Annotated in this window: 27 protein-coding genes and 1 tRNA gene; 11 read left to right on the top strand and 17 right to left on the bottom strand. The window is 34.7% G+C overall.

Features of this window, described 5'->3' with window-relative positions; all coding sequences use genetic code 11:
* Positions 1–68: 68 nt before the first annotated feature.
* Entirely contained in the window at positions 69–1205 is a 1137-nt protein-coding gene (locus BLQ19_RS21210; protein WP_074537778.1) for a hypothetical protein, read from the bottom strand.
* A 110-nt stretch (positions 1206–1315) separates the two neighbouring features.
* Between BLQ19_RS21210 and BLQ19_RS06355 the strand changes: the two genes are divergently transcribed.
* From BLQ19_RS06355 to BLQ19_RS06365, 3 genes are read left to right on the top strand one after another with little or no spacing between them, the layout of a single operon-like run.
* Positions 1316–1840, top strand: a complete 525-nt coding sequence (locus BLQ19_RS06355) for an RNA polymerase sigma factor (protein WP_025616421.1) — start codon at positions 1316–1318, stop codon at positions 1838–1840.
* 48 nt (positions 1841–1888) lie between these two features.
* Positions 1889–2797 carry a FecR family protein gene (locus BLQ19_RS06360; protein ID WP_074537779.1) on the top strand — a complete coding sequence of 303 codons (909 nt, stop codon included), beginning with the start codon at positions 1889–1891 and terminating at the stop codon, positions 2795–2797.
* Positions 2790–5306, top strand: coding sequence for a TonB-dependent receptor (locus BLQ19_RS06365; RefSeq protein WP_083332205.1), 2517 nt, complete (start codon positions 2790–2792; stop codon positions 5304–5306). The genes BLQ19_RS06360 and BLQ19_RS06365 overlap by 8 nt, the downstream gene beginning before the upstream one ends.
* A gap of 389 nt (positions 5307–5695) precedes the next feature.
* Here the strand turns inward: BLQ19_RS06365 and BLQ19_RS21215 are convergent, their stop codons facing one another.
* The 6 genes from BLQ19_RS21215 to BLQ19_RS06390 form a co-directional block, all read right to left on the bottom strand.
* A complete protein-coding gene (locus tag BLQ19_RS21215; protein ID WP_175444402.1) occupies positions 5696–5842 on the bottom strand; it encodes a hypothetical protein in 147 nt (48 codons plus the stop codon).
* Positions 5843–6070: 228 nt separating this feature from the next.
* Positions 6071–6463 (bottom strand): Pycsar system effector family protein, encoded by a 393-nt coding sequence (locus BLQ19_RS06370; RefSeq protein ID WP_367888688.1) that lies wholly within the window; start codon positions 6461–6463, stop codon positions 6071–6073.
* A 313-nt stretch (positions 6464–6776) separates the two neighbouring features.
* The gene (locus tag BLQ19_RS06375; protein WP_074537781.1) at positions 6777–8024 is read right to left on the bottom strand and encodes a hypothetical protein; all 1248 of its coding nucleotides are present in this window, start codon (positions 8022–8024) and stop codon (positions 6777–6779) included.
* Entirely contained in the window at positions 8025–8528 is a 504-nt protein-coding gene (locus BLQ19_RS06380) for a TlpA family protein disulfide reductase (protein WP_074537782.1), read from the bottom strand.
* A gap of 109 nt (positions 8529–8637) precedes the next feature.
* Positions 8638–8711: transfer RNA gene (locus tag BLQ19_RS06385), tRNA-Ala, on the bottom strand.
* A 51-nt stretch (positions 8712–8762) separates the two neighbouring features.
* Entirely contained in the window at positions 8763–9560 is a 798-nt protein-coding gene (locus tag BLQ19_RS06390) for a universal stress protein (protein ID WP_029447620.1), read from the bottom strand.
* A gap of 143 nt (positions 9561–9703) precedes the next feature.
* Between BLQ19_RS06390 and BLQ19_RS06395 the strand changes: the two genes are divergently transcribed.
* The 5 genes from BLQ19_RS06395 to BLQ19_RS06415 all read left to right on the top strand — a co-directional run bounded on the left by BLQ19_RS06395 (position 9704) and on the right by BLQ19_RS06415 (position 13966).
* A complete protein-coding gene (locus tag BLQ19_RS06395) occupies positions 9704–10201 on the top strand; it encodes a GNAT family N-acetyltransferase (protein ID WP_029450510.1) in 498 nt (165 codons plus the stop codon).
* Positions 10202–10213: 12 nt separating this feature from the next.
* Positions 10214–11545 carry an MATE family efflux transporter gene (locus tag BLQ19_RS06400; protein WP_074537783.1) on the top strand — a complete coding sequence of 444 codons (1332 nt, stop codon included), beginning with the start codon at positions 10214–10216 and terminating at the stop codon, positions 11543–11545.
* A 52-nt stretch (positions 11546–11597) separates the two neighbouring features.
* On the top strand, positions 11598–12365 hold the full coding sequence (locus BLQ19_RS06405; RefSeq protein ID WP_074537784.1) for an enoyl-CoA hydratase/isomerase family protein: 768 nt from the start codon (positions 11598–11600) through the stop codon (positions 12363–12365).
* A 352-nt stretch (positions 12366–12717) separates the two neighbouring features.
* Positions 12718–13167 carry a 6-pyruvoyl trahydropterin synthase family protein gene (locus tag BLQ19_RS06410; protein WP_024482523.1) on the top strand — a complete coding sequence of 150 codons (450 nt, stop codon included), beginning with the start codon at positions 12718–12720 and terminating at the stop codon, positions 13165–13167.
* Between the two features lie 22 nt (positions 13168–13189).
* A complete protein-coding gene (locus tag BLQ19_RS06415; protein ID WP_074537785.1) occupies positions 13190–13966 on the top strand; it encodes a UDP-2,3-diacylglucosamine diphosphatase in 777 nt (258 codons plus the stop codon).
* Between the two features lie 557 nt (positions 13967–14523).
* On the opposite strand, the gene BLQ19_RS06420 is transcribed toward BLQ19_RS06415, so the two are convergent.
* The 5 genes from BLQ19_RS06420 to BLQ19_RS06440 form a co-directional block, all read right to left on the bottom strand.
* A complete protein-coding gene (locus tag BLQ19_RS06420; RefSeq protein WP_024482521.1) occupies positions 14524–15783 on the bottom strand; it encodes an MFS transporter in 1260 nt (419 codons plus the stop codon).
* 110 nt (positions 15784–15893) lie between these two features.
* Positions 15894–16598, bottom strand: a complete 705-nt coding sequence (locus BLQ19_RS06425) for a hypothetical protein (RefSeq protein WP_074537786.1) — start codon at positions 16596–16598, stop codon at positions 15894–15896.
* Position 16599: 1 nt separating this feature from the next.
* Positions 16600–18288, bottom strand: coding sequence for a single-stranded-DNA-specific exonuclease RecJ (gene recJ / locus BLQ19_RS06430; RefSeq protein ID WP_074537787.1), 1689 nt, complete (start codon positions 18286–18288; stop codon positions 16600–16602).
* Between the two features lie 43 nt (positions 18289–18331).
* Complete coding sequence (locus BLQ19_RS06435; protein ID WP_254788261.1) at positions 18332–18652, bottom strand: four helix bundle protein; 321 nt, start codon at positions 18650–18652, stop codon at positions 18332–18334.
* 109 nt (positions 18653–18761) lie between these two features.
* A complete protein-coding gene (locus BLQ19_RS06440; protein WP_034666399.1) occupies positions 18762–19190 on the bottom strand; it encodes an OsmC family protein in 429 nt (142 codons plus the stop codon).
* 69 nt (positions 19191–19259) lie between these two features.
* On the opposite strand from BLQ19_RS06440, the gene BLQ19_RS06445 reads away from it, so the two are divergent.
* Positions 19260–19862 (top strand): carboxymuconolactone decarboxylase family protein, encoded by a 603-nt coding sequence (locus tag BLQ19_RS06445; RefSeq protein WP_024482518.1) that lies wholly within the window; start codon positions 19260–19262, stop codon positions 19860–19862.
* A gap of 294 nt (positions 19863–20156) precedes the next feature.
* On the opposite strand, the gene BLQ19_RS06450 is transcribed toward BLQ19_RS06445, so the two are convergent.
* The 5 genes from BLQ19_RS06450 to BLQ19_RS06470 form a co-directional block, all read right to left on the bottom strand.
* Positions 20157–20705, bottom strand: coding sequence for a hypothetical protein (locus BLQ19_RS06450; protein ID WP_139150209.1), 549 nt, complete (start codon positions 20703–20705; stop codon positions 20157–20159).
* 5 nt (positions 20706–20710) lie between these two features.
* The gene (locus BLQ19_RS06455) at positions 20711–21055 is read right to left on the bottom strand and encodes a HopJ type III effector protein (protein ID WP_024482516.1); all 345 of its coding nucleotides are present in this window, start codon (positions 21053–21055) and stop codon (positions 20711–20713) included.
* Complete coding sequence (rsmI, locus tag BLQ19_RS06460) at positions 21052–21732, bottom strand: 16S rRNA (cytidine(1402)-2'-O)-methyltransferase (RefSeq protein ID WP_074537789.1); 681 nt, start codon at positions 21730–21732, stop codon at positions 21052–21054. The genes BLQ19_RS06455 and rsmI overlap by 4 nt, the downstream gene beginning before the upstream one ends.
* Positions 21733–21741: 9 nt before the next feature.
* Positions 21742–22098, bottom strand: a complete 357-nt coding sequence (locus tag BLQ19_RS06465; protein WP_024482514.1) for a DoxX family protein — start codon at positions 22096–22098, stop codon at positions 21742–21744.
* A 72-nt stretch (positions 22099–22170) separates the two neighbouring features.
* A complete protein-coding gene (locus BLQ19_RS06470; protein WP_024482513.1) occupies positions 22171–22857 on the bottom strand; it encodes a DUF8457 domain-containing protein in 687 nt (228 codons plus the stop codon).
* 111 nt (positions 22858–22968) lie between these two features.
* Here BLQ19_RS06470 and BLQ19_RS06475 point away from each other — a divergent pair, with 111 nt between their 5' ends.
* Positions 22969–23610, top strand: a complete 642-nt coding sequence (locus BLQ19_RS06475) for a thymidine kinase (protein ID WP_024482512.1) — start codon at positions 22969–22971, stop codon at positions 23608–23610.
* Entirely contained in the window at positions 23603–24709 is a 1107-nt protein-coding gene (alr, locus tag BLQ19_RS06480) for an alanine racemase (protein ID WP_074537790.1), read from the top strand. The genes BLQ19_RS06475 and alr overlap by 8 nt, the downstream gene beginning before the upstream one ends.
* The last annotated feature ends 54 nt before the right edge of the window (positions 24710–24763 follow it).

Here is a 24763-nt window from a genome sequence, read left to right on the forward strand (position 1 = left end):
GGAGCTTTCTAATTTATTGGAGACAACTCGTAAAGAATCTTTGTTCTATTACCTATTTTGTAGGGATACTAATCCTCCTCTTCATCATCTTCATCATCCTCATCATCTTCATCATCTTCATCATCATTACAATCATCTTTAAACCTAAGACTTCTTAAACCACTTAGTAATTCTATCTTATTTCTTGCTTCATCATTCGCAAAGATAGATAGATCAATTATGGTCCAGATACCACTAATATCTGATAACTCTGGAATAGTAATTTCTAAATAGGTGAAAACCGTTAACTCCGTAGTAGCCCAAGTACCCATATATGTTTCTGATGTAGCCGTACTCACCTCAACACTGCCATCTGCTTTAAAATTGAATGAAAAATCTTCGTAATCGTCCGTTTTATTGATGCCAAAAATTAAAAGCTTATCTACTTCCCAGGCATCACAGGTAGACCAAATAGTTGCAACTTCTTCCTCAGAACAATCATCACATTCCGTATCTTCTACATTATTATCTTCCTCATCACAGCTATCCTTAGAGCTCTCAATAATGGCTTCTAATTGCTCCATAGTGTTGACTTCTAATTCTGAGCCATCCTTTAACAAGACCTGTATCGGAAAATCTATATTCACCACATGATTATCCGTCAAACTATCTAAAAAATCTAGCAACTCATGATCATTCTTTACCGTATTTGCACTCAGAACTTCTGTAATGGTATTAAATAAAGAAATACCTATGGGGTACTTAATATCAATACATTCAATATCCTCATCACTACTGTTTTCATCTCCACAGGCATTCCTATAAACTTCAAGCTCGGCTGTATTTGAAACTATAGCTTCTGAATAATCTGCAAAAATTACGGTGGCAGGGTATACTATTTCTAAGCTATCTTCATCAGCATCATCTAGACTAAAAACATCATTGATAAGATCAAAATCTTCAATACTCAATACTTCTATAGCTACGCCATTAACGACAACATCTACGGGAAGTTTCATAGCGATACAACTTGCTTGGTCTAAAATATTATCATAAGAGCCATCATGTAAGGCCGTTTGTGTAAGTAGCGTGTAAGCATTTGAGCCAACCAGCAACCTATCTTGTGGAGTAGCCCCCTCAAAGACGGACTCTTCTTTTCTACACGAGGTGTTTAGTAGGCTTAGAAAAAGTAATAAAAATCCTATTAATACGTTACTGTTTTTCATGGTTAGGAAAAATTAATGTGTTTTGTGTATTACTATAACACCTCAACGTTAAAAACTCCTGAAAATTTTAGAAAAAAGTTTTTGAGATTTTCTAATAAAAAAATATCGTATTGAAAAAAGACCTCCACGCGGATATTTGTAATGAAACATTATATGCCAATATCTACAATAAATACTCCAAAAGTCTTCATGATTTCCTATACTATAAGTATGGAGAGAATTTAAATCCTAGTGATAAAGCACAAGAAGCGTTTATAAAATTATGGGAAAATTGCAAAAAAGTAACCCTAGAGAAGGCTAAATCTTTTTTATATACTGTTGCCAATAATTTAATGCTGAATGAATACAAACATCAAAAAGTAGTTTTAAAATATCAGAATGATGCTCCTAAAGACTACACGAACGAAACTCCTGAATTTCTTCTTGAGCAAGATGAATACTATAAAAAATACCAAAATGCGTTGGCTAAATTATCCGAAGACCAACGTACCGCTTTTATGCTTAATAAGGTAGAAGGTAAAAAGCATGAAGAAATTGCGCAACTATTAGGAGTAACAAGAAAGGTTGTAGAATACCGTATATACTCGGCTTTTGATCAATTAAAAAAAGAATTAGAAAATTTTAAGATAAAATAGTCAGGAGTTTTAGCTTCTTAGTTGTTTTATAATAAACGAGTATATCTCATGGATAAAAACAAATTAATACAGAAATGGTTGGCAGACGAACTAACGGAAGAAGAAAACAATGTTTTCGCTACCTTAGACGAAGCGCCTTTCTATACAAAAATTATCGAGGATGCTACTGTTTTCAAGGCTTCAAATTTTTCTAAAATGCCCGATTTCGAGACTTTTAAAGCTCGTGTGGAAGAAGACAAAACTTCCGTTAAAAAATTGCAATGGTTTGCTCCTATGCTAAAAATAGCAAGTGCTTTTGCCATCCTTTTTGGTCTTTACTATAGTTTCTTCTATAACAACCTTACGGATATTGAAACTAGTGTTGCCCAAAAAACAACTATAGAATTACCAGATTCCTCAATAGTAGTATTAAATGCACTTTCTGAAGTAAAATATAATGCTAGTGAATGGGATGATAAAAGAGCAATTGAATTACAGGGTGAAGCTTTTTTTGATGTTGCCAAAGGATCTAAATTTGATGTCATTACTCCTTCAGGAACCGTATCTGTATTAGGTACTGAGTTTAATGTAAAACAAAGAGGTGCTATTTTTGAAGTTACCTGCTACGAAGGTACCGTACGTGTAGTTACAGAAACGGGTACAGAAATATTGAAAGTAGGAGATAAATTTCTTGAAATCAACAAGACGATTAAAACAAGTAAACATACGGTACCTAGTCCGCAATGGGTAGATAATATGAGCCAGTTTGAGCGTATTCCTGTATATGAAGTGCTTGCAGAACTGGAAAGACAATATGGTATTCAAATAACATCTCAAGATATAGATACAGAACAATTATTTACAGGAGGTTTTGTTCATGATAATTTAGAAGATGCACTTATGGCTATAGCTGAGCCACTAGGATTACACTATGAAATACTAAAGCAAAACAAAGTACGTTTGCTTATTAGTGAGTAAGAAATCTTTTCTTTGTTTAGGAATAATCCTGCTATTTTTTAATAGTATACCTACATATGCTCAAGAAACAAATACAAAACAAGCTCTTGATAGCACCCTAAGTACCCTAGAATCTCGCTATGACGTACAATTTAACTACGCATCTTCTCTGGTAGAAAATGTAACTGTCCATGCTATTGACACTACTTTATCATTAAAAGAAACAATTGCTACTTTAAGACTCGACGCTAATTTGGATTTTGTCTTTGTTTCAAAAAAAATCATCTCCATTAGAAAAAAAAAGAGGAAACTCTGTGGCTATATTACCGATAAAGACACTGGAGAACTATTGCCCTATGTGACCATCCAAAATGGAAGCTCAGGAACACTCACCAATGAAGCGGGGTATTTTGAGATAGAAGTTAATTCTGATGATGACATCATATTTATTAGACATTTTGGACATAAAATTCTACAAAGACAGGTACGGTATTTTAGTAAAAGTGATACCTGTGAGAACATCTACCTAGTCACCAACCACGAGCAATTAGTAGAAATTGTTGTTTATGATTATTTAATTAGGGGTGTAGATAAATTAGACAATGGTACCTTTCAAATAGATTTTAATAAATTTTCAATACTTCCTGGCCTTATTGATAATGACGTATTACAGGCGGTACAAGCCTTACCTGGCGTACAAAGTATAGATGAAACCGTATCCAATATAAACATACGCGGAGGCAGTAACGATCAAAACCTAATTACTTGGGATGGTATTAAAATGTACCAATCTGGTCATTTCTTTGGGTTAATTTCTATGTATAATCCCAACATTACCCAGAAAGTAGAACTTCGTAAAAATGGCAGCAATGCATCAGATACTGATGGGGTTTCTGGAACCATTTCTATGGGTACTGATAAATACATCAATCAGAAATTTAAGGGAAGTATTGCTGTAAATCTATTAGATGTTAATGGCTACATTGATACCCCATTAGGGCAAAATGCATCCTTGCAAATTGCCGCAAGAAAATCTATTAGTGATCTCGTTGAGACTCCCACCTACTCTAAATATTACCAACGTATTTCTCAAGATACAGAAATAGAAAATGAAGCATCTGTTAGAACCAATTCTGATATTATATTTGATTTTTACGACACTTCCTTTCGATTATTAGTTACTCCTTCTGATAAAGACCGATTGCAGTTTAACTTCATACACACGGCCAATAATGTGAGGTTTAATGAGACTGAAAATTCATTCGGTGCCCAAGAAATACAACAGAGCAACCTAAAGCAAAGTAGTATCGCTGGCGGCATACAATACCACAGAAATTGGACGGATACTTTTAAAACTGAAGTGAGCGTCTATGAGACCGATTACCAGTTAAAAGGTACAAATGTAAACATTCAAGAAAATCAACGGTTTCTTCAGAAAAACATTGTTTCTGAGACCGGAGCAAAACTATTAACCCGAACAAAATTGTCTTCTCAACTATCACTTACCAATGGGTATGATTTTGTAGAAACCAAAGTTTCTAATTTAGATGACGTAGATGATCCTAGATATGTATTGTTAGAAGCAGAAGTACTAAGAGCTCATGGTGCATTTAGCGCCTTGAATGTATCAACAAAAAACAAGGGAACCCACCTTAACTTAGGACTTAGATATAATTACATTACCAAATTTAAAAAAACACTTTGGGAGCCAAGAATAAGTTTTAACCATGATTTTTGGAGCACTTTTAATATTGAAATTCTAGGAGAGTATAAACACCAAAATACATCTCAGATCATTAATTTTCAAAATGATTTTTTAGGAATTGAAAAAAGACGTTGGCAATTATCTAATGACAGTACCATTCCTATTATTAAAAGCAAGCAAGTGTCTTTGGGCTTAAGCCATAATCAGAAAGGATGGTTGGTAAATGTGGTGCCATTTTATAAAGAAGTACAGGGCATAACTACACAAAGTCAAGGTTTTAAAGATGCTTATGAATTTTCTAGAGAGCGCGGAAATTATGATGCTAGCGGGATAGACGTATTGCTTAGAAAACAATTAAAAAACTCTAGTAGTTGGATAAGTTACTCGCACTTAAAAAGCAACTATACTTTTGAAAACTTGCAGGATGAAAGTTTCCCTAGCAATTTTGATATTACAAATACAATTACTGCCGGTACAAATTATACAATTAAGAGTTTGTTATTGGCAACGGGGTTCAACTGGCGAACAGGAAAACCTTTTACCAGACCTATTATAGGGAATGAAGTAGAAAATGGCACCATTAACTACGGCGAAGCAAATAGCAGTAAACAAAGTGATTATTTGCGTTTAGATGTATCGAGCAAGTATCAATTTAACTGGCATGAAAAAACCAAATTAGAAGTTGGTGTTGCATTATGGAACATACTAAATAGAGATAACTCTATGACTTCTTACTATAGACTAGATGCCTCTGAAAACATACAAAAGGTAGATCAAAGCTCTCTGGGTCTTACTCCTAATGCCACCGTAAAGCTAATTTTTTAAGAAAAAATATTAGGCTACACATTGTGGGGGGACAATTGCGGTGTAGCCCAATAGTTAGTTGTCAATTTTTATAATATCATAAGTAGGATTAAGAATTGGATTAGAATAAAAATACCTAGTCCAATTAGAAACTTTTTATACTTAACTAGTATAGTTTTCATTTCTTCATTTTGAGTAATCTTTAGAGCAGAAATTCGTTCATGTAAATCCATAATGTCCGCTGTTCAATGTTATTACTAAAAAATAAATGTCAATCTTGATACTGTAATCTGAGGGCTACAACACCAAAGATTTTCATTTGCAAAAAACTTAACACTAATACTTTGTAATCTATATGAGCTACATAACGCTTGGGGAAACTATATACAGCTTTTTATAAATAACAAAGATTATAGTACCATATATAGAATTGAAAATTGAATAATGGCAATTACTCCAATACCAATAATAAATTTATTACAATTAGTGAAGATTGCATTAATCTCTTCCATTCCATTTGTCTTTACTCCGTAGGTTTGTTCATGTATAGTCATCATCTATTCTTTTTCATTGTTTATATAACTAAAACAACCATCTACTTAAAACTCCTGAAAAAAAATTGATTTTTTTTTACATAAAATAAAAAACCCAAGAAAACAGTTGTTTCTCGGGTTGTATTCAAAAATACTACTCATTCATTGCCAGCGATATACCGTAACTAAAAGCAGAATATTTTTTTTTATTAAAAAGATTTTAAATAAATAAAATTTTATAAAATCCCGTCATTAGACCATCGAGGCAAACAATAAATGACACATAAGAAAAGCTATCACCGAAAGAATAATCCCGACTAAAAAAACATGAAAAGATTTACGAAGAAGCCTAAATTTTCTATCTATCGTTTTACCAAGATAATAGGCATCTTTTGCAATAGTTTCATACAACTCATCTCCTTTGTACATTAAACCCGTCATCTGGGTTACATACTCTTCTTCATTCATGGTATTGAAATTCCCATAAAACAATAAGTTGTTGGTATGCTTCTCCCCGTGTTTTAATTCTGGCCTAGTAGCAAAGATTGCAAATGCAATAGAGATAATGTTGGTAAGCAGCATCATTACCACTGGATATATTAAATGAGGATCTTTATCTAACTGCCCGTAAATGGTTCCTAAGATTACAAATTAGAACAAAAAAACAACAAAAAACAGGTATCGCACCTAAAGGACAAATTGTAGAAGAAAGTAGGCGCGAATTTGCTCTAGAAGCCCAAGGCGTCGGCAATTACAATAGAACAGGGCCGCTAGTAATAGCCCTGAAACAGACCATATCAATACTGGAATAAACCTAGCTAATTTAAATTAAGTTTCTAAGTGAAATTGAAGCTGCAGAAATAGCACCAACTATAGCTTATTGCTATCTATTTTAGTTAAAAATGAAAATAGCGGAGCAAAGCTCCGCTATTTATTTATACTCTTTAAGCATCGTTTATTAGAATAAATCTAAGGCTACACTTGCTGTTTTTATACTTGATATTTTAGCATCATGAACAGTCCATGCAAAATACATTTTGTCGCCTACTCTTTCCATTTGTGGAAACCCGGTATTTCGAGAGTCGCCCAACACACTAATAGAAATTGGCGTAGATTTTATGCCATCTTTAGTTACTTTCATTGCTTTTAAGTAGGTAGTTTTCGCAATTGTTTCCATCCAACTTACAATAGCAGTATCAGGGTTTAGCATTTCAACATCTACCCTACCCAAAGTTTCCTTATTGCTTATTAAAATAGGTTCTAAAAAATCTTCACCTCCATTTTCAGAAAAAATCAACTGCACTTTTGGTTCCCCATTTACCGCCGTAAACCAAGCTACTACAATATTATTTTCAATAGCATCTACCTTTGGTCCGTTAACAGGACAGCCTTTTATCTCCCATCCATCCTTATGAATAAATTTAGGAGTCGTCCATTTCCCATCTACGCGTCTTGTAATGGCAATATCTCTAATTTCCTCATCCGTACGGTCTCGGTATAAAACAATAGGGCCATTAGCCGTAATTGCGGCTGTCGTTTGACAACAGCTACAGGTTTTAGGATCTAAAAGCACCTCTTCACTGACGGTACCTTCAGAAGAAACCTCAGCAGCTCTAATAGACATAGTACCTCCGTGATCCGCATGCGCCTCAGTGGCATCAGACATCGTATTTCTCCCGTCTAGCCAAGTGATAAAAAATGAATCCTCTTGATAAGGCAAAGCCGTAACAAAACCGTGTTCTGTTTTTGTATTATCGGTATGTAATTCCTTTTGCGTTTCCCATTTTAAGGCATCCTTGGGTAAAACATTTAATTTGATGTCATATGCAAAAGTTTCTTTAGAAGATTTTTTAAGGTAATGTGCAAGTAAGTTTCCATTATTCTCTGTAATGCTTGGATAATCTGCCCAATTTACAAACCAATCCGTACCTGTTATAATTTCCTTAGGCTGCTCCCAATTCCCCTCTTTTAAATAGGAGTAATTTAACTGCGCTACAGAATCATTGACCCCTTTTACCCAAGAGAGTATGGTTTGCTCCGTGTTTGAAAATAAATGCGGTAATGATGTTTCTGTGCCGCCAGGAAATGCCAAAGAATGTACCAACACTGCATTTTTTTCTGAGGGTACTTGCTCTTTCTTTTTAGACGTACATGAGACAAATAATACTAAAACTATGCTTACGGTTATGAAATTTATAGACTTCATTTAATTGCTATTCTTTAGTTTCAAAATCATTTCGGGAGCATCCCACTCAGATGCACCCCTAATTACTGAGACTTCCTTTCCTTGCTCATTATAAATGAATGTGGCTGGTAACGCATAAATTTTTAATTGCGATAGGGCACCAGTGTAACGTATAAAATTAAGTTTAACATTCGTGTGAGCTTTAAAATTGTTTATGGTTTCGATGGGCTCATCGGTAGCTAAAAGAAAGACATAGTTGTCTTCTTTCAATAATGCCATGGCGCGCTCTAAAGAAGGCATTTCCTCAACACAAGGCCTACACCATGTTGCCCAAAAATTCAGCAATATTTTCTTGCCTTTATAATCATTTAAAGAAATAGGATTACCCTCTAAATCTGTATATAAACTAGAAGGAGTGGTAACAACATTCATCTCATTTACCGAATCAATAGGTTTTTTTTCTATTTGATTGCATGAAATTGAACAGGCTAAAAGTAAAATTGTGATTCCTAAATGTCTTCTCATATGCTATTAATGCCTCCCCTAACAAAAATAACAAATTAAACCCATGAAGCATCAGGATGCACGAGAAGTGCTACAAAAATAAAAAACCATCACTGTTCGTGATGGTTTGTGGAGAATACCGGAGTCGAACCGGTGACCTCTTGCCTGCCAGGCAAGCGCTCTAGCCAGCTGAGCTAATCCCCCGAATAGACCCTTCAAAGAACGTCTATTTTATTTGTGAATCAAAATGAAAAATTAATCTTTCTTTACGCTTAAAACTAAAACAGGAACCGGAGAATAAAACTCTTCTTTTGATATGGTATTCTTTTCCCATAAGGTTTTGAAGAAGCCTCTTCTTCTTCTAAAAACACACAATAGATCTGGGTGCTGCGCTTGAAAATGCTCCAATACTCCTAAATAAGTAGTGGCATTTTCGGTTAAGGTAAGCTGAGAGCTGATATCCATTAAAGCGGTATTGATTTTTAAATCTGCATCTGTATATCCCGGTGTTTTTACCAATAAAAGATTCACTACAGAGCTAAATTTCTTTTTAATCTGAATTAATGGCACTAAAATTCTATTGCGTTTTAACACCCCTGATTTAAATGCGGTAAGAATTGTTTTATAAGGTGCAAACACACTTCCTTTAGGTACAATTAAACTAGGAATATTTGTTTGCTTTACAATTTTACCAGAAGTATTCCCTAAGAACAACCCTTCTTTTATATCATTACTTTTAGGAGAAATAATAATTAGATCTATTCCTAATTCCTTATCAATATCTTTTACGCCACTAACAATACCTCCATTGTAGGTTGCAATCTTAATGACAATATCTTTAGCATCGACTTTCTCAATTATTTCTTTTAAACGCTCAATACTATTTTCAGTAATTTTGCCAGAAACGTTACTTAATGTACCAGCGTTAGCAGACACACTAAATACTTCCATTACATAAATTTCAGAAGAAAACTGAGTCGCAAAATCTACTGCGTATTGTAAAGTTTCATGAGAATCTGGTGAGGTACCAATCGGAACTAATATATTTTTCATGTGTAGAAATTGTTTGTTTTAGTAGTCTATATTTTTTTTAGTTGAAACAAAAAGCAATCGCAATAAATTGATTTCAAAAAATGCACTACGCTTTTATTTTATATCTTTTAAATTTACAAATAATAAAGAAATATACTAAAAAAATGCGTCGCGCAAAGATATTAGAAATTCCCGATATTCTTAAAATTACTAGAGCCTGTGCTTTAAATATGTCTGATAACGGTATTCATCAATGGAATGAACATTACCCATCAAAAGACGCTTTTGAGAACGACATAGACCAAAATGAATTGTATGTCTTAGAAGAAAATTCTAAAATTATAGGCACTATTGTTATTTCTACCCATATGGATCAGGAATACCAGCCCATAAAATGGCTCACAGAAAATAAAAACAACATCTATATTCACAGACTTTCTGTGCATCCCGAGAACCAAGGAAAGGGCTATGCTCAAAAAATGATGACTTTTGCTGAAAATTACGCCAAGCAAAAAAATTATAGCAGTGTAAGATTAGATACCTTTAGCCAAAATAAAAGAAATCAAAAATTTTACGAAGTTAGAGGCTATAAAAAACTAGGCGATATCTACTTTCCTAAACAAAGTATACATCCTTTTCATTGTTACGAGCTTGTACTATAAATTCCTTTTTACTTGAAGAATACCATCACTTTTAAAGATATAAATAAACTGGCAATTCCGGCAACTATTGCGGGCATTGCAGAGCCCTTACTTTCTATTACGGATACTGCTATTGTTGGCAATATTGAGGTAGAAGGTATAGAGTCTTTGGCTGCGGCAGGTATTGTAGGTTCTTTTTTATCCATGTTAATTTGGATTTTAGGACAAACCCGAAGTGCTATTTCTGCCATAATTTCTCAATATGTAGGGGCCGGAAAAAAAGAAGCAATAAAATCGTTACCCGCACAAGCCATCTATTTAAATATTGGGCTGAGTATTTTAATTTTACTATCAACCATCTTTATTGTAGACGATATCTTTAGATTCTTAAACGCTACAGGGAAAATTTTGGAGTACTGTATTTCCTATTATTCTATTAGAGTTTGGGGCTTTCCACTAACCCTCTTCACCTTTGCCGTAATGGGTATTTTCAGAGGATTACAAAATACATTTTACCCCATGCTCATTGCTATTGTGGGTGCAGTTCTCAATGTATTTCTTGATTATATTTTTGTTTACGGAATTACAGGCATTTTAGAGCCTATGTATTTAGAGGGCGCAGCATGGGCAAGTTTAATTGCACAAGCAGTTATGGCCATTATGGCTTTTATTTTACTCCTTACAAAAACAACCATTCGCTTAAAACCTGAACTTCCTTTACATCCAGAGTTAGGCCGACTCATCATCATGAGTTTAAACTTATTTGTAAGAGCCTTAGCACTTAATATTGCATTAATATTAGCTGTTAGAGAGGCCACAGCACTTGGCGATAAGTATATTGGCGCGCATACCATTGCCATAAATCTATGGCTTTTCTCTGCTTTTTTCATTGATGGCTATGCTGCTGCAGGTAATATTATGGGAGGAAAACTATTGGGGAGTAAAGACTATGACGGCCTCTTTTTATTGGCAAAAAAAATTATGATATATGGTGTACTTGTCAGCCTATTGCTTATGACCTTAGGCTTTATTTTTTACACCCCGATTGGAACCTTTTTCTCCAATGACATTCCGGTACTAAACGCTTTTTATGGTATCTTTTTTATTGTAATTCTAGGGCAGCCTATAAATAGTATTGCATTTATATTTGACGGATTATTTAAAGGGTTAGGGGAAATGAAATATTTAAGAAATACTTTATTAGCTGCCACTTTTCTAGGTTTTATTCCCGCTTTATTTATCGGGAAGTATTTTGGTTTAGAACTCCAAGGTATTTGGATCGCATTTACCCTCTGGATGTTTATCCGTGGTGGTGCCTTGGTGATCGAGTTTAAAAGAAAATTTATGCCGCTTAGAACTGTGTGATGCGTCTTAGGCTCTCTTATTTTTTAATTACTTTTGATATAAATTACAATATATGGCTACTACAAGACCTAACGGAAGTCTTTATACGAAAATAGAAAACAAGGTGGCTACCATAGAGTTTGGCCATCCAGCAAGCAACTCCTTTGTAAGTGAATTGCTAGATCGGCTAGCAAGCGAGTTCTCTAATCTTTCAGCGAATAAAGAGGTTACCGTAATTATTCTTAAATCTGAAGGCGATAGTACTTTTTGTGCCGGCGCATCTTTTGATGAATTGGTAGCCGTCTCTACGCTGGAAGAAGGAAAAGTTTTTTTTAATGGCTTTGCAAAAGTCATCAATGCCATGCGTACGTGTAGCAAAGTAATTGTTGGACGCGTACAAGGTAAAACCGTAGGCGGTGGTGTTGGTCTAGCAGCCGCGTGTGATATTGTTTACGCTACAGAAAGCGCTTCTATTCGTTTATCTGAGCTTACTATTGGCATAGCTCCTTTTGTGATTGAACCAGCCGTAGAACGTAAGCTGGGAACAGCCGCTTTGTCTGAATTATCATTGAATCCCACAGAATGGAAAAATGCGTATTGGGCTAAAGAGAAAGGCTTATTTGCCAAGGTGTATGATTCTATTTCTGAGTTAGACAAGGAGTTAGATTTTTATACCAATAGTCTATCGCAATACAATCCACAAGCCTTGGAAGATTGGAAAAAAGTGCTCTGGAAAAACACAGACCATTGGGATGATTTATTACCTGAAAGAGCTGCAATCACAGGAAAGTTAGCCTTGTCTGAATTTACAAAAAACACTTTAGAAAAATTTAAAAAATAATATCTCTAAAAAATAATCGTTCTCTTCTTTTATCCTATTATTAGTTATCATGAAAATACTTGAGTTTTTAAACGGCAGTACATTTTTTGCCTTGTTATTATTAATTGTTGGTGCTATCTATTTTTTCAATAAATACAGAAATAATAAAAAATTTAAAAGAAAGTAACCGCCTTAAAAAGTGCCTTTTTCCATAAAGTTCTGCCATAAAGATGCTCTTGCTATTGAGTAGCAATAACAACTAGCGCCAAATCTAAACTGCAAACCTTTTATTTAAGATTGGTGTTTTTTAAAATTACTCCATATAAATCAATACTTTTGCAGCTTATTTAAGCATTTTGTTTAAGCTATCATTATGAGTAATATCAGAATCACCAAGCAATTTAATTTTGAAACCGGTCACGCCCTTTATGGGTATGACGGTAAATGTAGAAATGTACATGGCCACAGTTATAAACTTTCTGTTACGGTAATTGGCAGGCCTATTACAGATACCTCGCATGTAAAATTAGGCATGGTGATAGATTTTGGTGATTTAAAAAAGATTGTCAAAGAAGAAATCGTAGATCAGTTTGATCATGCTACCGTATTTAATAAAAATACACCTCATGTAGAATTAGCGAAAGAGCTTACAGACCGCGGTCACATGGTAATTTTAGCAAATTACCAACCTACAAGTGAGAATATGGTAATTGATTTTTCTGCACGTATTATATCAAGACTACCAGAAAACATTCAATTACATTCGTTAAGACTACAAGAAACAGATACCTCTTTTGCAGAGTGGTATGCTAGTGATAATTAATCTCCTTAATAGTCTCTAATAGATGCAATCCTTAAAAGTTCCAGAAGGTAAGAAAGTATACTTTGCTAGTGATAATCACCTAGGTGCTCCCACTATGGAACACAGCTATCCAAGAGAGAAAAAATTTGTGGCTTGGTTGGATGAAATCAAAACAGATGCTGCTGCTATCTTTTTATTAGGAGATATGTTTGACTTTTGGATGGAATATAAAACAGTGGTTCCAAAAGGCTTCACTAGAACTTTAGGAAAATTAGCTGAAATTGCAGACTCCGGAATTCCTATTTATTACTTTGTAGGCAATCATGACCTTTGGATGAATGGTTACTTTGAAGAAGAATTAGGCATTCCTGTTTTTCATTTACCCCAACAGTTTACCTTTAACGACACGTCATTTTTTATTGGTCATGGAGATGGTTTAGGTCCTGGTGATAAAGGATACAAGCGAATGAAAAAAGTATTTACCAATCCGTTTTCTAAATGGCTCTTTAGATGGTTACATCCAGATTTAGGCGTACGTTTAGCACAATACCTATCGGTAAAAAACAAGCTGATTTCTGGTGATGACGATGCTAAGTTCTTAGGAGAAGAGAAGGAATGGCTTGTACAATATGCCAAACGCAAACTAGAACAAGACCATTATGATTACTTCGTATTTGGCCACAGACATTTGCCTTTAGATATTACCTTAACCGACAAATCTAAATATATAAACCTTGGAGACTGGATTGGTTATTATACTTACGGAGTTTTTGATGGTAAAGAAATGATTCTGAAAACGTATAGCCCTACTTCAAAATAAATCTGCACTTCCTTTATTATCGCCCAAACAACAGTAAGCTCTTTCTTACAACGTTTTTTGAGCTAGTTCACAACATAAATTAGAAAAAAATACTCTCCTACGATATCTTTACCTTGTTATTATGTTGAATAACGTAACCGAAAAAATTACTCTACTAAAAAATAAGTATTCCCCCGAATCTTAAATTACCTACAGCAAAAAATAGCCCTTCATTGGGCTTTTTTTATTGCCCAAACTCAGTCATTATAGAAGCCATTCCTAAAAAAATATTTATCCCTTATGCATACCCTTTTAAAATTATTAGAAGAACATTTGCCTAAAATAAACATCAAACAACATGTAATCCTTTTCCTACAACTACTATTTATGAGTTCACAACATAAATTATAAAAAACCGAACTACCATACTATCTTTACCCTGTTATTAAAGTTGAGTTATTGATCCCAAATCGAAAAAATCAACCTACTAAAAAATAAGTGTTCTCCCCGAATCTTAAATTACCTACAGACAAAAAGGCCCTTCATTGGGCTTTTATTGTACTCAAAAGCTAAAGTATTTAATCTTCTGCCTCATGTTCCTCAACATCTTTCTGAAGGTCTAGCTTTCTAAATTTAGGAAAAGCAAGAGCAGTTATCCCTACTGTAGTTATGGTCATAATACCTCCAAAAATTACAGCAGTAGCCGTGCCCATTAATTTTGCAGTTACGCCGCTTTCAAAAGCACCTAATTCATTAGAAGAACCTACAAAAATAGAATTTACAGATGCCACACGCCCTCGCATATGGTCTGGAGTTTTTAATTGTAAAATAGTTTGGCGTACGACCATGGAGATTCCGTCTAGCGCTCCACTTAAAAATAAGGCCGCAACAGATACCCAAAAATATACAGACCATCCAAAAACAATCATACAAAGACCAAAACCAAATACCGCCAAGAGTAATTTTTTCCCAGCATTTTTATGAATAGGAAATCGGGTAGAGCCAAGCATAGTAATTGCCGCACCTACTGCTGGAGCTGCTCTTAAAATCCCGAAACCTTCTGCGCCCACATGTAAAATATCTTGTGCAAAGACAGACAATAGCGCCACGGCACCTCCGAATAAAACGGCGATCATGTCTAGTGTTAATGCCCCTAAAATGGCTTTATTCGTAAATACAAATTTTAAACCTTCACTTAAACTCTGAAAAATTGGCTCTCCTATTTTCGGATTTAGAATAGGCTTACGCTCAATTTTGAAAAGTGCTATTAATGCCATTATAGAAAAACCAAAGATCAAGCACATGGACCAATGCACACCAATATAACTGATAGAGAACCCTGCCAACGCTGGGCCTAAAACAGACGCCATTTGCCAGGTAGAACTGCTCCATGTCGCAGCATTGGGATATATTTTTTTAGGAACAATTAGGGCGATTAATGAAAAAATAGTGGGACCAATAAAAGAACGCACAATACCCCCTAAAAATACTAAGCCATATATGGTATATAAAATAGTTTTGGTATCTAAATCAACGATCACAGAAGGGATACTAATCACAAACAGCCCAAAACTAATAACAGAAAACCCCAGAATACAAAGCATCAACAGATTTCGTTTTTCTTTCTGGTCTACAATATGCCCAGCAAAAAGCGCCATAGAAACTGCAGGAATAACCTCCATTAAGCCAATAATCCCCAAGGATAACGGATCTTTAGTTAAGGTATACACTTGCCATTCTATTACAATAAATTGCATAGACCAGGCAAAAACCATGGCAAAACGGACTAGTAAAAATATATTGAACTCTTTATAGCGTAAAGCAGCATACGGATCCATAGCGAAGCATTCAAAAAAGTAAGTGGTAAAGGTATTAAAACACAAAGATAAATCCAGCAATTATAAACATATTGAATAAAACCAATATCTTTAAGATTTTCAAAAAACATTTATTCTGCCCCAATCCCTATAGCGTAAACCGGTTGCTCCCTATCAGCCTTCAATAAAACAAACTTCATAACATTACCATTAAATTTAAACGTACGAAAAATATAAAATTTGTCTTCAATTAAGGGAAATTTCTGCTTTAACACGCTATTATCAAGAGTAGTTCTTGCGTCAAAATTTAATTCATTTATTGAAATATCAACATTTATAACATTTTCATCAAAATTCAATTGAATGTTACTTGTATAATTGGACTTAGCATTTGGGCTTTTAAGCTCATCTATTGTTGTTATATTCCCACCTTTTTCTCCAAAAAGTTTATATTGGAAATTCATTTCACTTTCTAAAAATTTTTTCTTATACTTTCCTAAAAATTCAATTTCTCGTATATATAACTCATTTTTATCCACTATTTCAATTACATTGTTTAAATCTTCCTTTGAAGCAGAGTTTTGAAAGAAATAGCATGCAACTAAGAAAGATAATATCAAAAAGATTAATCCTTGAAACCAAGTATTTGTAAATAAACTTCTTGATTTTAAGCCAATTTGATTATTTAAATTCGCATGGTTTTGCTTATCATTTAGCAGCTTATTTATCAATTTTTCTTTAGATAAACTAGAGTACCTTTTAGTCCCGCTTTTTTTAGCAATAACTAGAAGTTCATTTTTAGATTTTCCTTCTAAGATTTTTTTAATTTTTTCCATCTTATTTAATATCTCTTAATTTTAATTGCAAACTCACATTACCTTGCCATTCATTCTCATCAATAGAAAAAACAGCGCTAAAAGGTTTTCTACCTGTTAACATGGGTAATTTATCGCCTAAATTAAAACCTATTCCCCCAATAGGGCCATAGCCATTTTGGGTAACCGAAAATTTTAAATGTTTCCCTTCTTCACCTACGCCCTTTGCATACCCAGAATCTTGAATATTTTCCGCCATAAACACAGGCGTCATATTCTCCGGTCCAAAAGGTTCAAACTGTTTTATAATCCGCATTAACTTAGGTGTAATGTCTTTAATTTCAATTTGCATATCTACTGCAATCTCAGGAATCAACAAATTAGGATCTATGGTTTCTGAAACTACTTTTTCAAACTGATGTTTAAAATTATTGTACTGGTCCTCTAGTAAAGTAAGTCCCGCTGCATATTTGTGTCCCCCGAACTGTTCTATATAATCTGCACAACCTTCGAGTGCATTATACACGTCAAAGCCTTTTACAGAACGTGCGGAAGCCGCCAATTTATTGCCACTTTTTGTGAACACTAAAGTTGGTCTATAATAGGTTTCCGTAAGTCTAGAAGCTACAATACCGATTACTCCTTTGTGCCATGTTTCTTTATACACCACAGACGTAAAACCTTCTTCCTCTTTATTTTCAATAATCTGAGTAAGTGCCTCTTTGGTTATTTCTTGATCTAAACCTCTCCGATCAATATTGTATTTCTCTATCTCACCCGCAAACTTTTCAGCTTGGGCTTCATTAGTTTCCGTCAATAAATTAACAGCATGTTGCCCATGCTTCATTCTCCCCGCTGCATTAATCCGTGGGGCAATGACAAAAACAACATCGGTAATGGTTAATACGGATTTTTTAATCTGATTGATAATTGCCTTGAAACCAGCTCTTGGGTCTGAGTTTATTACTTTTAACCCATAATAGGCAAGCACTCTATTTTCACCCGTAATAGGCACAATATCTGCACCAATAGCGGTAGCTACTAAATCTAAATAAGGAATTAAATCTTGAATGGTTTCTCCTTGCCTAGAACCCAAAGCTTGTATCAATTTAAAACCTACCCCACACCCGCAGAGTTCATCATACGGATACGTACAATCACTTCTCTTAGGATCCAAAATAGCAACAGCATCTGGCAAGGTATCACCAGGTCTATGGTGGTCGCAAATAATAAAATCTACGCCCTTTTCTTTGGCATAAGCCACTTTATCTACCGCTTTTACCCCGCAATCTAAGGCAATTATTAAAGAGAAGTTATTATCCTCTGCAAAATCAATTCCTTTATAAGATACGCCGTAACCTTCTGCATATCTATCTGGAATATAGGTAGCCACATTAGGATAAAAAGATAATAAATACGAAGACATTAAGGCTACCGCTGTAGTACCATCTACATCATAATCGCCAAAAACCAGAATATTCTCTCCTTCATTAATTGCCGTTTCTATACGCGCTACCGCAATATCCATATCCTTCATCAAAAAAGGATCATGTAGGTCTGATAACTGAGGTCTGAAAAACAATTTTGCTTCTTCAAAAGTAGAAATGCCGCGTTGCAATAACAATTGCGCTACGAGATCTTCTACGTTTAAAGCACTGGCAAGTTCCTTAATTTTTTCTTCTTCGGGTTTGGCTTTAATCGTCCAGCGCATATATCAAGTTCAAGTATCAAGTTTAAGTTCAAAAAACTTAAAGTCACTGATTTTTCTTATTTTTAATAATTGTTGCAATAATTTTTATTAGTTGTTCTACTTCTTCTAATAGATTCAAACGTATACTTTCATCACCATAAAAAACCTTATTCAAAATCTTCAGGTTTACTCTAGACTCTTTCAATTCTTTTAAACAAATACTTGCCTTATGAATAGAATCTTTAACCGAACTAGCTCCCTGAGCTTCTCCAAAATTAAGAGCAGAACTACCTGCAGACCTCAGTAATTGATTCCCATAATACTCTCCAGTCATATCATTTGGCAAGTCTTTGCAGAATAAAATAATATCTCCCGCAAAAGCCACCAGTCTATCCTATAAATTATATTTTTTATTTTCCATATCCTTTAAAAAATAAACTTAAACTTTAGTCTTCAGCCTTGATATTGAATTTGATACTTGAACTTGAATACCCTTATTTATTATGGAAAAACGTATTTATTTCGACCTCAGCAAACTGACGAAACATTTCCATTACGCCACAATATTTTTCTACGGATAAATCTACTGCTCTTTGCAATTTATCTTCTTTAAGATTAGCGCCATGAAAATGATATTCTACCGCAACTTTATCGTAAAACTTTGGGTGCTCATCCGTCAAATTTGCAATGGTTTCAATATGAAATTCTTCTACGTCTAATTTCATTTTTTTGATTAATGCTGCTACATCCAATCCTGAACATCCTGCAAGAGAAGAAAGCATTAAAGCTTTAGGCCTGTACCCATTTCCATCACCACCATCTTCTTTAGCAATATCTATTTTTAAACTATTCCCAGAAGGGTTATTACTTTCAAAGGTCATGTTGCCCAACCATTTGGTTGATATATGATTTGTTGTGCTCATAATTTTTCGTTTCTTGTAAGGGATTTGATTACTCAAAAATACGATAAAAGAATATAAATTAAGAACGATATGGCCTTAGTACAACCTTTAGATCCGAATCACGATAAAGAAACCAAAGAATTAGCAGAATTCTTTAATGAAACCTTGGGCTTCTGCCCAAATTCTGTGTTAACCATGCAGCACAGACCTGCAATTTCTAAAGCATTTATTAATTTGAACAAAGCTGTTATGGCTAATGAAGGTAGAGTTACCTCTGCCTTAAAACGTATGATTGCTTGGGTAAGTAGTAATGCCACAGGATGCCGCTATTGCCAAGCACATGCCATTAGAGCCGCAGAACGCTACGGAGCAGAGCAAGAGCAATTAGATAATATTTGGGAATACAGAACTCATGCTGCTTTCTCTGAGGCAGAACGTGCTGCGCTAGATTTTTCATTGCAAGCGTCTCAAGTACCAAATGGTGTGGATGCCGAAATAAAAGAACGTTTATACCAGTATTGGAATGAAGGTGAAATTGTAGAGATGCTAGGTGTCATTTCTCTTTTTGGCTATTTAAATAGATGGAATGACTCTATGGGAACCACTATAGAAAATGGTGCGGTTGAAAGTGCGGACCAATATTTAGGAAAAACGGGGTGGGAGAAAGGCAAACACGACGGATCTAAATATTAGTTGATGGTAATTTCAAAAATATGAGTTCCAGTGATTTTTGAATGGCTCCGTGTAAAAAGATAATATGGACAAACGCTAGGAACACGAATACTTCTCGATACTAATCTAAAGCAAAAAAGCTTAAAATTCACTCGAAGTGACAATAGTATTCAGATTAAAAATCAAGACAGCATAGCGTCAGTTCCAATGATTTTTGTGCAGCGTTATAAAACAAAAATAGTATCGAGAACCGATGACTATAAAAAATTAAAAATCAAGCCCTTCCAATTGGTGGGGTTTATTTTTAAGCTCAAACTATTCAACAGCATCAATTGTCAATTCATTGTCGTTTGGTATGGCCTGTTCAGAACATAGTGATTTGTTTCTAGCATATTCTTCTTCTGTAACATCTACCCAGTAAGCATCTCCAAATAATTTGAATAAATACCGTTCATCTATATATTTCTGGTATTGACTTTCAATTTTTGTAACTCGTACTTCTTCAATCGTATCATTGATAGTATCTCTAGCTTCTTCGGTATAACTATTTTCATTTAAGTAATGAATATAGATCCCTTTGTCACAAAAAAGAAAGTGTTTTGGCTCCCCTACACCAAAATCCCATTCTATACTTCCCTGATCTACAGCAACGCGGTATTTAAACCTATGAGAAGTTCCGTAGTTATGATTGGTGAATATCCCAAAAGAGGTTTTTTTAATGTCTGTTTTTTCAATCGTAAGATGCATCCCATTAGGTAACATTTCACTCTTTTTAGTCACTGTTTCTTTTACCTTATCTGTGCATGACACAAAAAAGGCTAGTAGCGTAATCGCAAACAGTATTTTATAAGACGGGATTTTCATAGCCATTACTTCTGGAGTAAAGCCACACCATCAAAATGTAATCCTTCAAAACCTGTCGCCATAAAATTTCGAATATTCTGATGTCCGTTTCCTTCTATATCATTCAAAACATCTTTGAAATAAAAAGCCCCAAAAGCAGCTAAAGTCTGTTCCTTGGTCAATTCTTGATCTACTGCAAAAGCAAATAATTTACACGATCCTGAATTTTCACCTGCAGCATTTTTCAATGTTCCGTTGGTGAATGCTGTCGGAGAAAAATTATAATGCTCCTCTATAACAGCCATCGTTTCAGAAAATTCAATTTCTTTAGGGGTATTTTCTAATTTACTTTTAAACTCTGCTATCTTCATTTTTGTTTGGTTTTACCGGCAACGACAATCACGATCTCTCCTTTAGGCGGCTTATCTGTATAATGCTTTAATACTTCTTCTGCCGTGCCACGTATTGTTTCTTCATACAATTTGGTTAATTCTCTAGAAACAGAAACTTGCCGATCTGCACCAAAATATTCTACAAAATTTCCAAGTGTTTTCACAAGCTTATGTGGTGACTCATAAAATATAATAGTTCTTGGTTCTTCTGCGAGCAGCAATAACCTTGTTTGTCTTCCTTTTTTGACAGGTAGAAACCCTTCGAAAACAAACTTATCATTAGGCAATCCGCTATTTACTAATGCAGGAACAAAAGCCGTAGCTCCGGGAAGACAATCTACCTCTATATGATGCTCTACACAAGCTCTAGTTAACAAAAACCCTGGATCTGAAATTGCTGGCGTACCGGCATCAGAAATTAAAGCAATAATATCTCCTGCTTGCATACGTTTCACAATGGCATCTACCGTCTTATGCTCGTTATGCATATGGTGACTCTGCATATGCGTTGAGATTTCAAGATGATGCAATAGTTTACCACTCGTACGTGTGTCTTCCGCTAGAATTAAATCTGCTTCTTTTAATATACGTATGGCTCTTAGTGTAATGTCTTCTAAATTTCCTATTGGTGTTGGTACAATATAGAGTTTTCCCATTGGGTAAAATTACGGCCTTGCCTTTTTACCCGCAAAATAAGAAATTATTAATCCTATAAAGGCTAATAGCGCAAATAAATATTGCCCATCATTAGCTGCTATGTGTGCAAAAAAGGCTAAACTGATATTAAAGAAAAAGCCTGCATATGCCCATTGTTTTAAAGATGTATTAAAATTACCAAGGATAGCAATTAAACCCAAGATCTTAGCAAAAGCTAAGGGATACACCAAGTAAGCAGGGTATCCTAAGGCTACAAATGCACCTTGTATTGCTGCTGTATTTAACAAGTACATTTGAATGGAAAATAGCATAATTGCAGTTAATAATGCAGTTCCAATCCAGTAGAGAATTTTAAGGTATTTCATAATAAAAGGCTGATATATAGAATAAGTTATGCTATAAGTCAGCCTTTATTGCGCTTGCTTACAAATTAATGTTTAAGAAAATTTGCGTGCTATTAATTCCATGAATCTATTTTCATATTCCTCTTTGCCTGCCCAATGGTTATAATCTGGTTTCACCATATTTACGATAAAAGCAATAGAGCGTTCTTCTGTAGCAATCGTATTTAACTGTGAAATAACACGGTTATAATCTTCCATATTATTATTGAAAAGGTGCTTTACAAAAGCTAAACGATCATTGAGACCTACTTTTATTTCTTTCTGAAAAGTTTCATTTACAGATTTCTTTACCTCTTCATTCACTTTTTGTTCTGTTTCTACAGGCATAAAAAGCTCCTTATCATTCTTCATTAATGCAGGTTTTGCCATAAAATCTGCGAATACGTCTTCTGCTTCTGCACTCATAGGCATTTCAGAAACCATATCCTTAATGGTATCCATTCCTGGAATAATGATATCTTCTTGATGCGGATTGCTTTCTGGAACGTGTTTATTTTCATGCATAACGGCATTTGCTAATTCCTCAAATTTAGCTGCAATTGCATTTTTAGAAACATCTATCTCTATATCATTTAGCTCCTCTTCAATAAATTTAAGTACAGCTAGCTTTTCATACAACTCTTTTGATGCAGCATACATTTCAGTAATATCACTAATGTCATCAGCAGTAATAATATTTGTAGCAATTTTAACCAATTTCTTTTTCAGCTGTTTTTTCATCTGTCAAAACTTTTTATTCTAATCTATTATAAAAGACCGTGTTTGTTTAGTAATTTTATGGCTTCGTTTTAATAAAACGAATAACGTATAACTTTCGTCTAAAATTACAAAATGTTTCTCGAAAATACTGTAAACCCTAAAGAACAATTTGGCTGGATCGAAGTTATCTGCGGTTCTATGTTTTCTGGTAAGACAGAGGAACTGATCCGAAGGCTAAAGAGAGCCCAATTTGCAAAGCAAAAAGTTGAAATTTTTAAACCTCAAGTAGATACACGCTATCATGAGGAAATGGTCGTATCTCATGATGCTAATGAAATACGCTCTACTCCGGTACCGGCAGCTGCTAATATTCGTTTGCTAGCAGACGGCTGTGATGTTGTTGGAATTGATGAAGCGCAGTTTTTCGATGATGAAATTGTTGCGGTATGCAATGATTTGGCCAACAAGGGTATTCGTGTTTTAGTCGCAGGTCTTGATATGGATTTTAAAGGAAACCCCTTTGGTCCAATGCCCGCTTTAATGGCTACGGCAGAATATGTTACTAAGGTACATGCAATATGTACGCGTACAGGTAACCTAGCCAACTATAGCTTTAGAAAATCTACCAATGATAATTTGGTACTACTAGGAGAAATAGATGCTTATGAGCCCTTGAGTCGTGGCGCATATTACAAGGCTATGCTCCGTGAAAAAGTAAAAGATATTGATATAGATGTGGAGCAAGTAAAAGATAATACCAATTCTAATGGCTAAGGCTCAAGAAACTGTTCTAGAAATTAATTTAAACGCACTAGAACACAATTACAGGTACTTAAAAAGTAAAATCAGTTCAAAAACTAAATTTTTAGGAGTCGTTAAAGCCTATGCATATGGCAGTGACGCGGTTGCTATTGCTCAAAAATTAGTAACAGTAGGTGCCGATTATCTTGCTGTGGCCTATACAGAAGAAGGGGTAGCACTCCGAAATGCAGGAATTAAAATTCCCATTTTAGTTTTACACCCACAAATTGTGAGTTTTGATACTATTATTGAACGGTGCTTAGAACCCAATATCTATTCTGAAAGAATATTAACCGCCTTTATAACTGCTGCTGAACGCCACCAACAAAAAAATTATCCTGTACATTTAAAATTTAATACCGGATTAAATAGATTGGGGTTTAACGCCCATGATATTTCTAAGATAACCCGTAAACTAGCGGAAACTTCTACTATAAAAGTGTTGTCTATTTTTTCACATTTGGCTGCTTCCGAAGATATAAACGAGAAGGAGTTCACCTTAAGTCAGATTAAAAGTTTCCATGAAATTTGTACGCAAATAGATGCTGCTTTACCTTATATTCCTTTTAAACATTTAGCCAATACTTCTGGAATTATAAATTACCCGGAAGCCCATTTTGATATGGTACGCAGTGGCATTGGTCTTTATGGTTTTGGCAATGACCCTATAGAAGATAAAAATTTTATTCCTATAGTTACCCTTAAAACAAACATCTCTCAGATACATTACCTAGAAGCTAATGAAAGTGTGGGCTACAACCGCGCTTTTACTTCTAATTCCCCCATAAAAACAGCCACTCTACCGCTAGGCCATGCAGATGGTATTGGAAGAGAGTACGGAAACGGCAAGGGTGTGGTGTGTATTCATGGGCACTATGCCCCTATTATTGGCAACACTTGCATGGATATGATTATGGTAGATGTTACGGCTATTGGCTGCCATGAAGGAGATGAAGTTATTGTTTTTGGTGAGAAACCAACAGCTACAGAATTTGCCCAAGGAGCCAATACTATTTCTTATGAAGTACTTACCGGCATTTCTCAAAGGGTAAAGCGTGTTATCATTGAATAACAAAATATTCATTAACATTTATTTAAGATTTAAATTTTTTGTATCTTGCGCTAC

The organism is Cellulophaga baltica, from assembly GCF_900102165.1.
GTDB lineage: Bacteria > Bacteroidota > Bacteroidia > Flavobacteriales > Flavobacteriaceae > Cellulophaga > Cellulophaga baltica.

Excerpts from the sequence above, each read along its gene's own strand:
- BLQ19_RS06440 (WP_034666399.1), bottom strand. The coding sequence starts at position 19,190 with ATGAGCACAACAAATCATATATCAACCAAATGGTTGGGCAACATGACC.
- recJ (WP_074537787.1), bottom strand. The coding sequence starts at position 18,288 with ATGCGCTGGACGATTAAAGCCAAACCCGAAGAAGAAAAAATTAAGGAA.
- BLQ19_RS06450 (WP_139150209.1), bottom strand. The coding sequence starts at position 20,705 with ATGAAAATCCCGTCTTATAAAATACTGTTTGCGATTACGCTACTAGCC.
- BLQ19_RS06380 (WP_074537782.1), bottom strand. The coding sequence starts at position 8,528 with ATGAGAAGACATTTAGGAATCACAATTTTACTTTTAGCCTGTTCAATT.
- BLQ19_RS06445 (WP_024482518.1), top strand. The coding sequence starts at position 19,260 with ATGGCCTTAGTACAACCTTTAGATCCGAATCACGATAAAGAAACCAAA.
- BLQ19_RS06455 (WP_024482516.1), bottom strand. The coding sequence starts at position 21,055 with ATGAAGATAGCAGAGTTTAAAAGTAAATTAGAAAATACCCCTAAAGAA.
- BLQ19_RS06415 (WP_074537785.1), top strand. The coding sequence starts at position 13,190 with ATGCAATCCTTAAAAGTTCCAGAAGGTAAGAAAGTATACTTTGCTAGT.
- BLQ19_RS21215 (WP_175444402.1), bottom strand. The coding sequence starts at position 5,842 with ATGATGACTATACATGAACAAACCTACGGAGTAAAGACAAATGGAATG.
- BLQ19_RS06405 (WP_074537784.1), top strand. The coding sequence starts at position 11,598 with ATGGCTACTACAAGACCTAACGGAAGTCTTTATACGAAAATAGAAAAC.
- BLQ19_RS06395 (WP_029450510.1), top strand. The coding sequence starts at position 9,704 with ATGCGTCGCGCAAAGATATTAGAAATTCCCGATATTCTTAAAATTACT.
- BLQ19_RS06420 (WP_024482521.1), bottom strand. The coding sequence starts at position 15,783 with ATGGATCCGTATGCTGCTTTACGCTATAAAGAGTTCAATATATTTTTA.
- BLQ19_RS06425 (WP_074537786.1), bottom strand. The coding sequence starts at position 16,598 with ATGGAAAAAATTAAAAAAATCTTAGAAGGAAAATCTAAAAATGAACTT.
- BLQ19_RS06470 (WP_024482513.1), bottom strand. The coding sequence starts at position 22,857 with ATGAAAAAACAGCTGAAAAAGAAATTGGTTAAAATTGCTACAAATATT.
- BLQ19_RS06475 (WP_024482512.1), top strand. The coding sequence starts at position 22,969 with ATGTTTCTCGAAAATACTGTAAACCCTAAAGAACAATTTGGCTGGATC.
- BLQ19_RS06410 (WP_024482523.1), top strand. The coding sequence starts at position 12,718 with ATGAGTAATATCAGAATCACCAAGCAATTTAATTTTGAAACCGGTCAC.
- BLQ19_RS21210 (WP_074537778.1), bottom strand. The coding sequence starts at position 1,205 with ATGAAAAACAGTAACGTATTAATAGGATTTTTATTACTTTTTCTAAGC.
- BLQ19_RS06360 (WP_074537779.1), top strand. The coding sequence starts at position 1,889 with ATGGATAAAAACAAATTAATACAGAAATGGTTGGCAGACGAACTAACG.
- BLQ19_RS06375 (WP_074537781.1), bottom strand. The coding sequence starts at position 8,024 with ATGAAGTCTATAAATTTCATAACCGTAAGCATAGTTTTAGTATTATTT.
- BLQ19_RS06465 (WP_024482514.1), bottom strand. The coding sequence starts at position 22,098 with ATGAAATACCTTAAAATTCTCTACTGGATTGGAACTGCATTATTAACT.
- alr (WP_074537790.1), top strand. The coding sequence starts at position 23,603 with ATGGCTAAGGCTCAAGAAACTGTTCTAGAAATTAATTTAAACGCACTA.
- BLQ19_RS06390 (WP_029447620.1), bottom strand. The coding sequence starts at position 9,560 with ATGAAAAATATATTAGTTCCGATTGGTACCTCACCAGATTCTCATGAA.
- rsmI (WP_074537789.1), bottom strand. The coding sequence starts at position 21,732 with ATGGGAAAACTCTATATTGTACCAACACCAATAGGAAATTTAGAAGAC.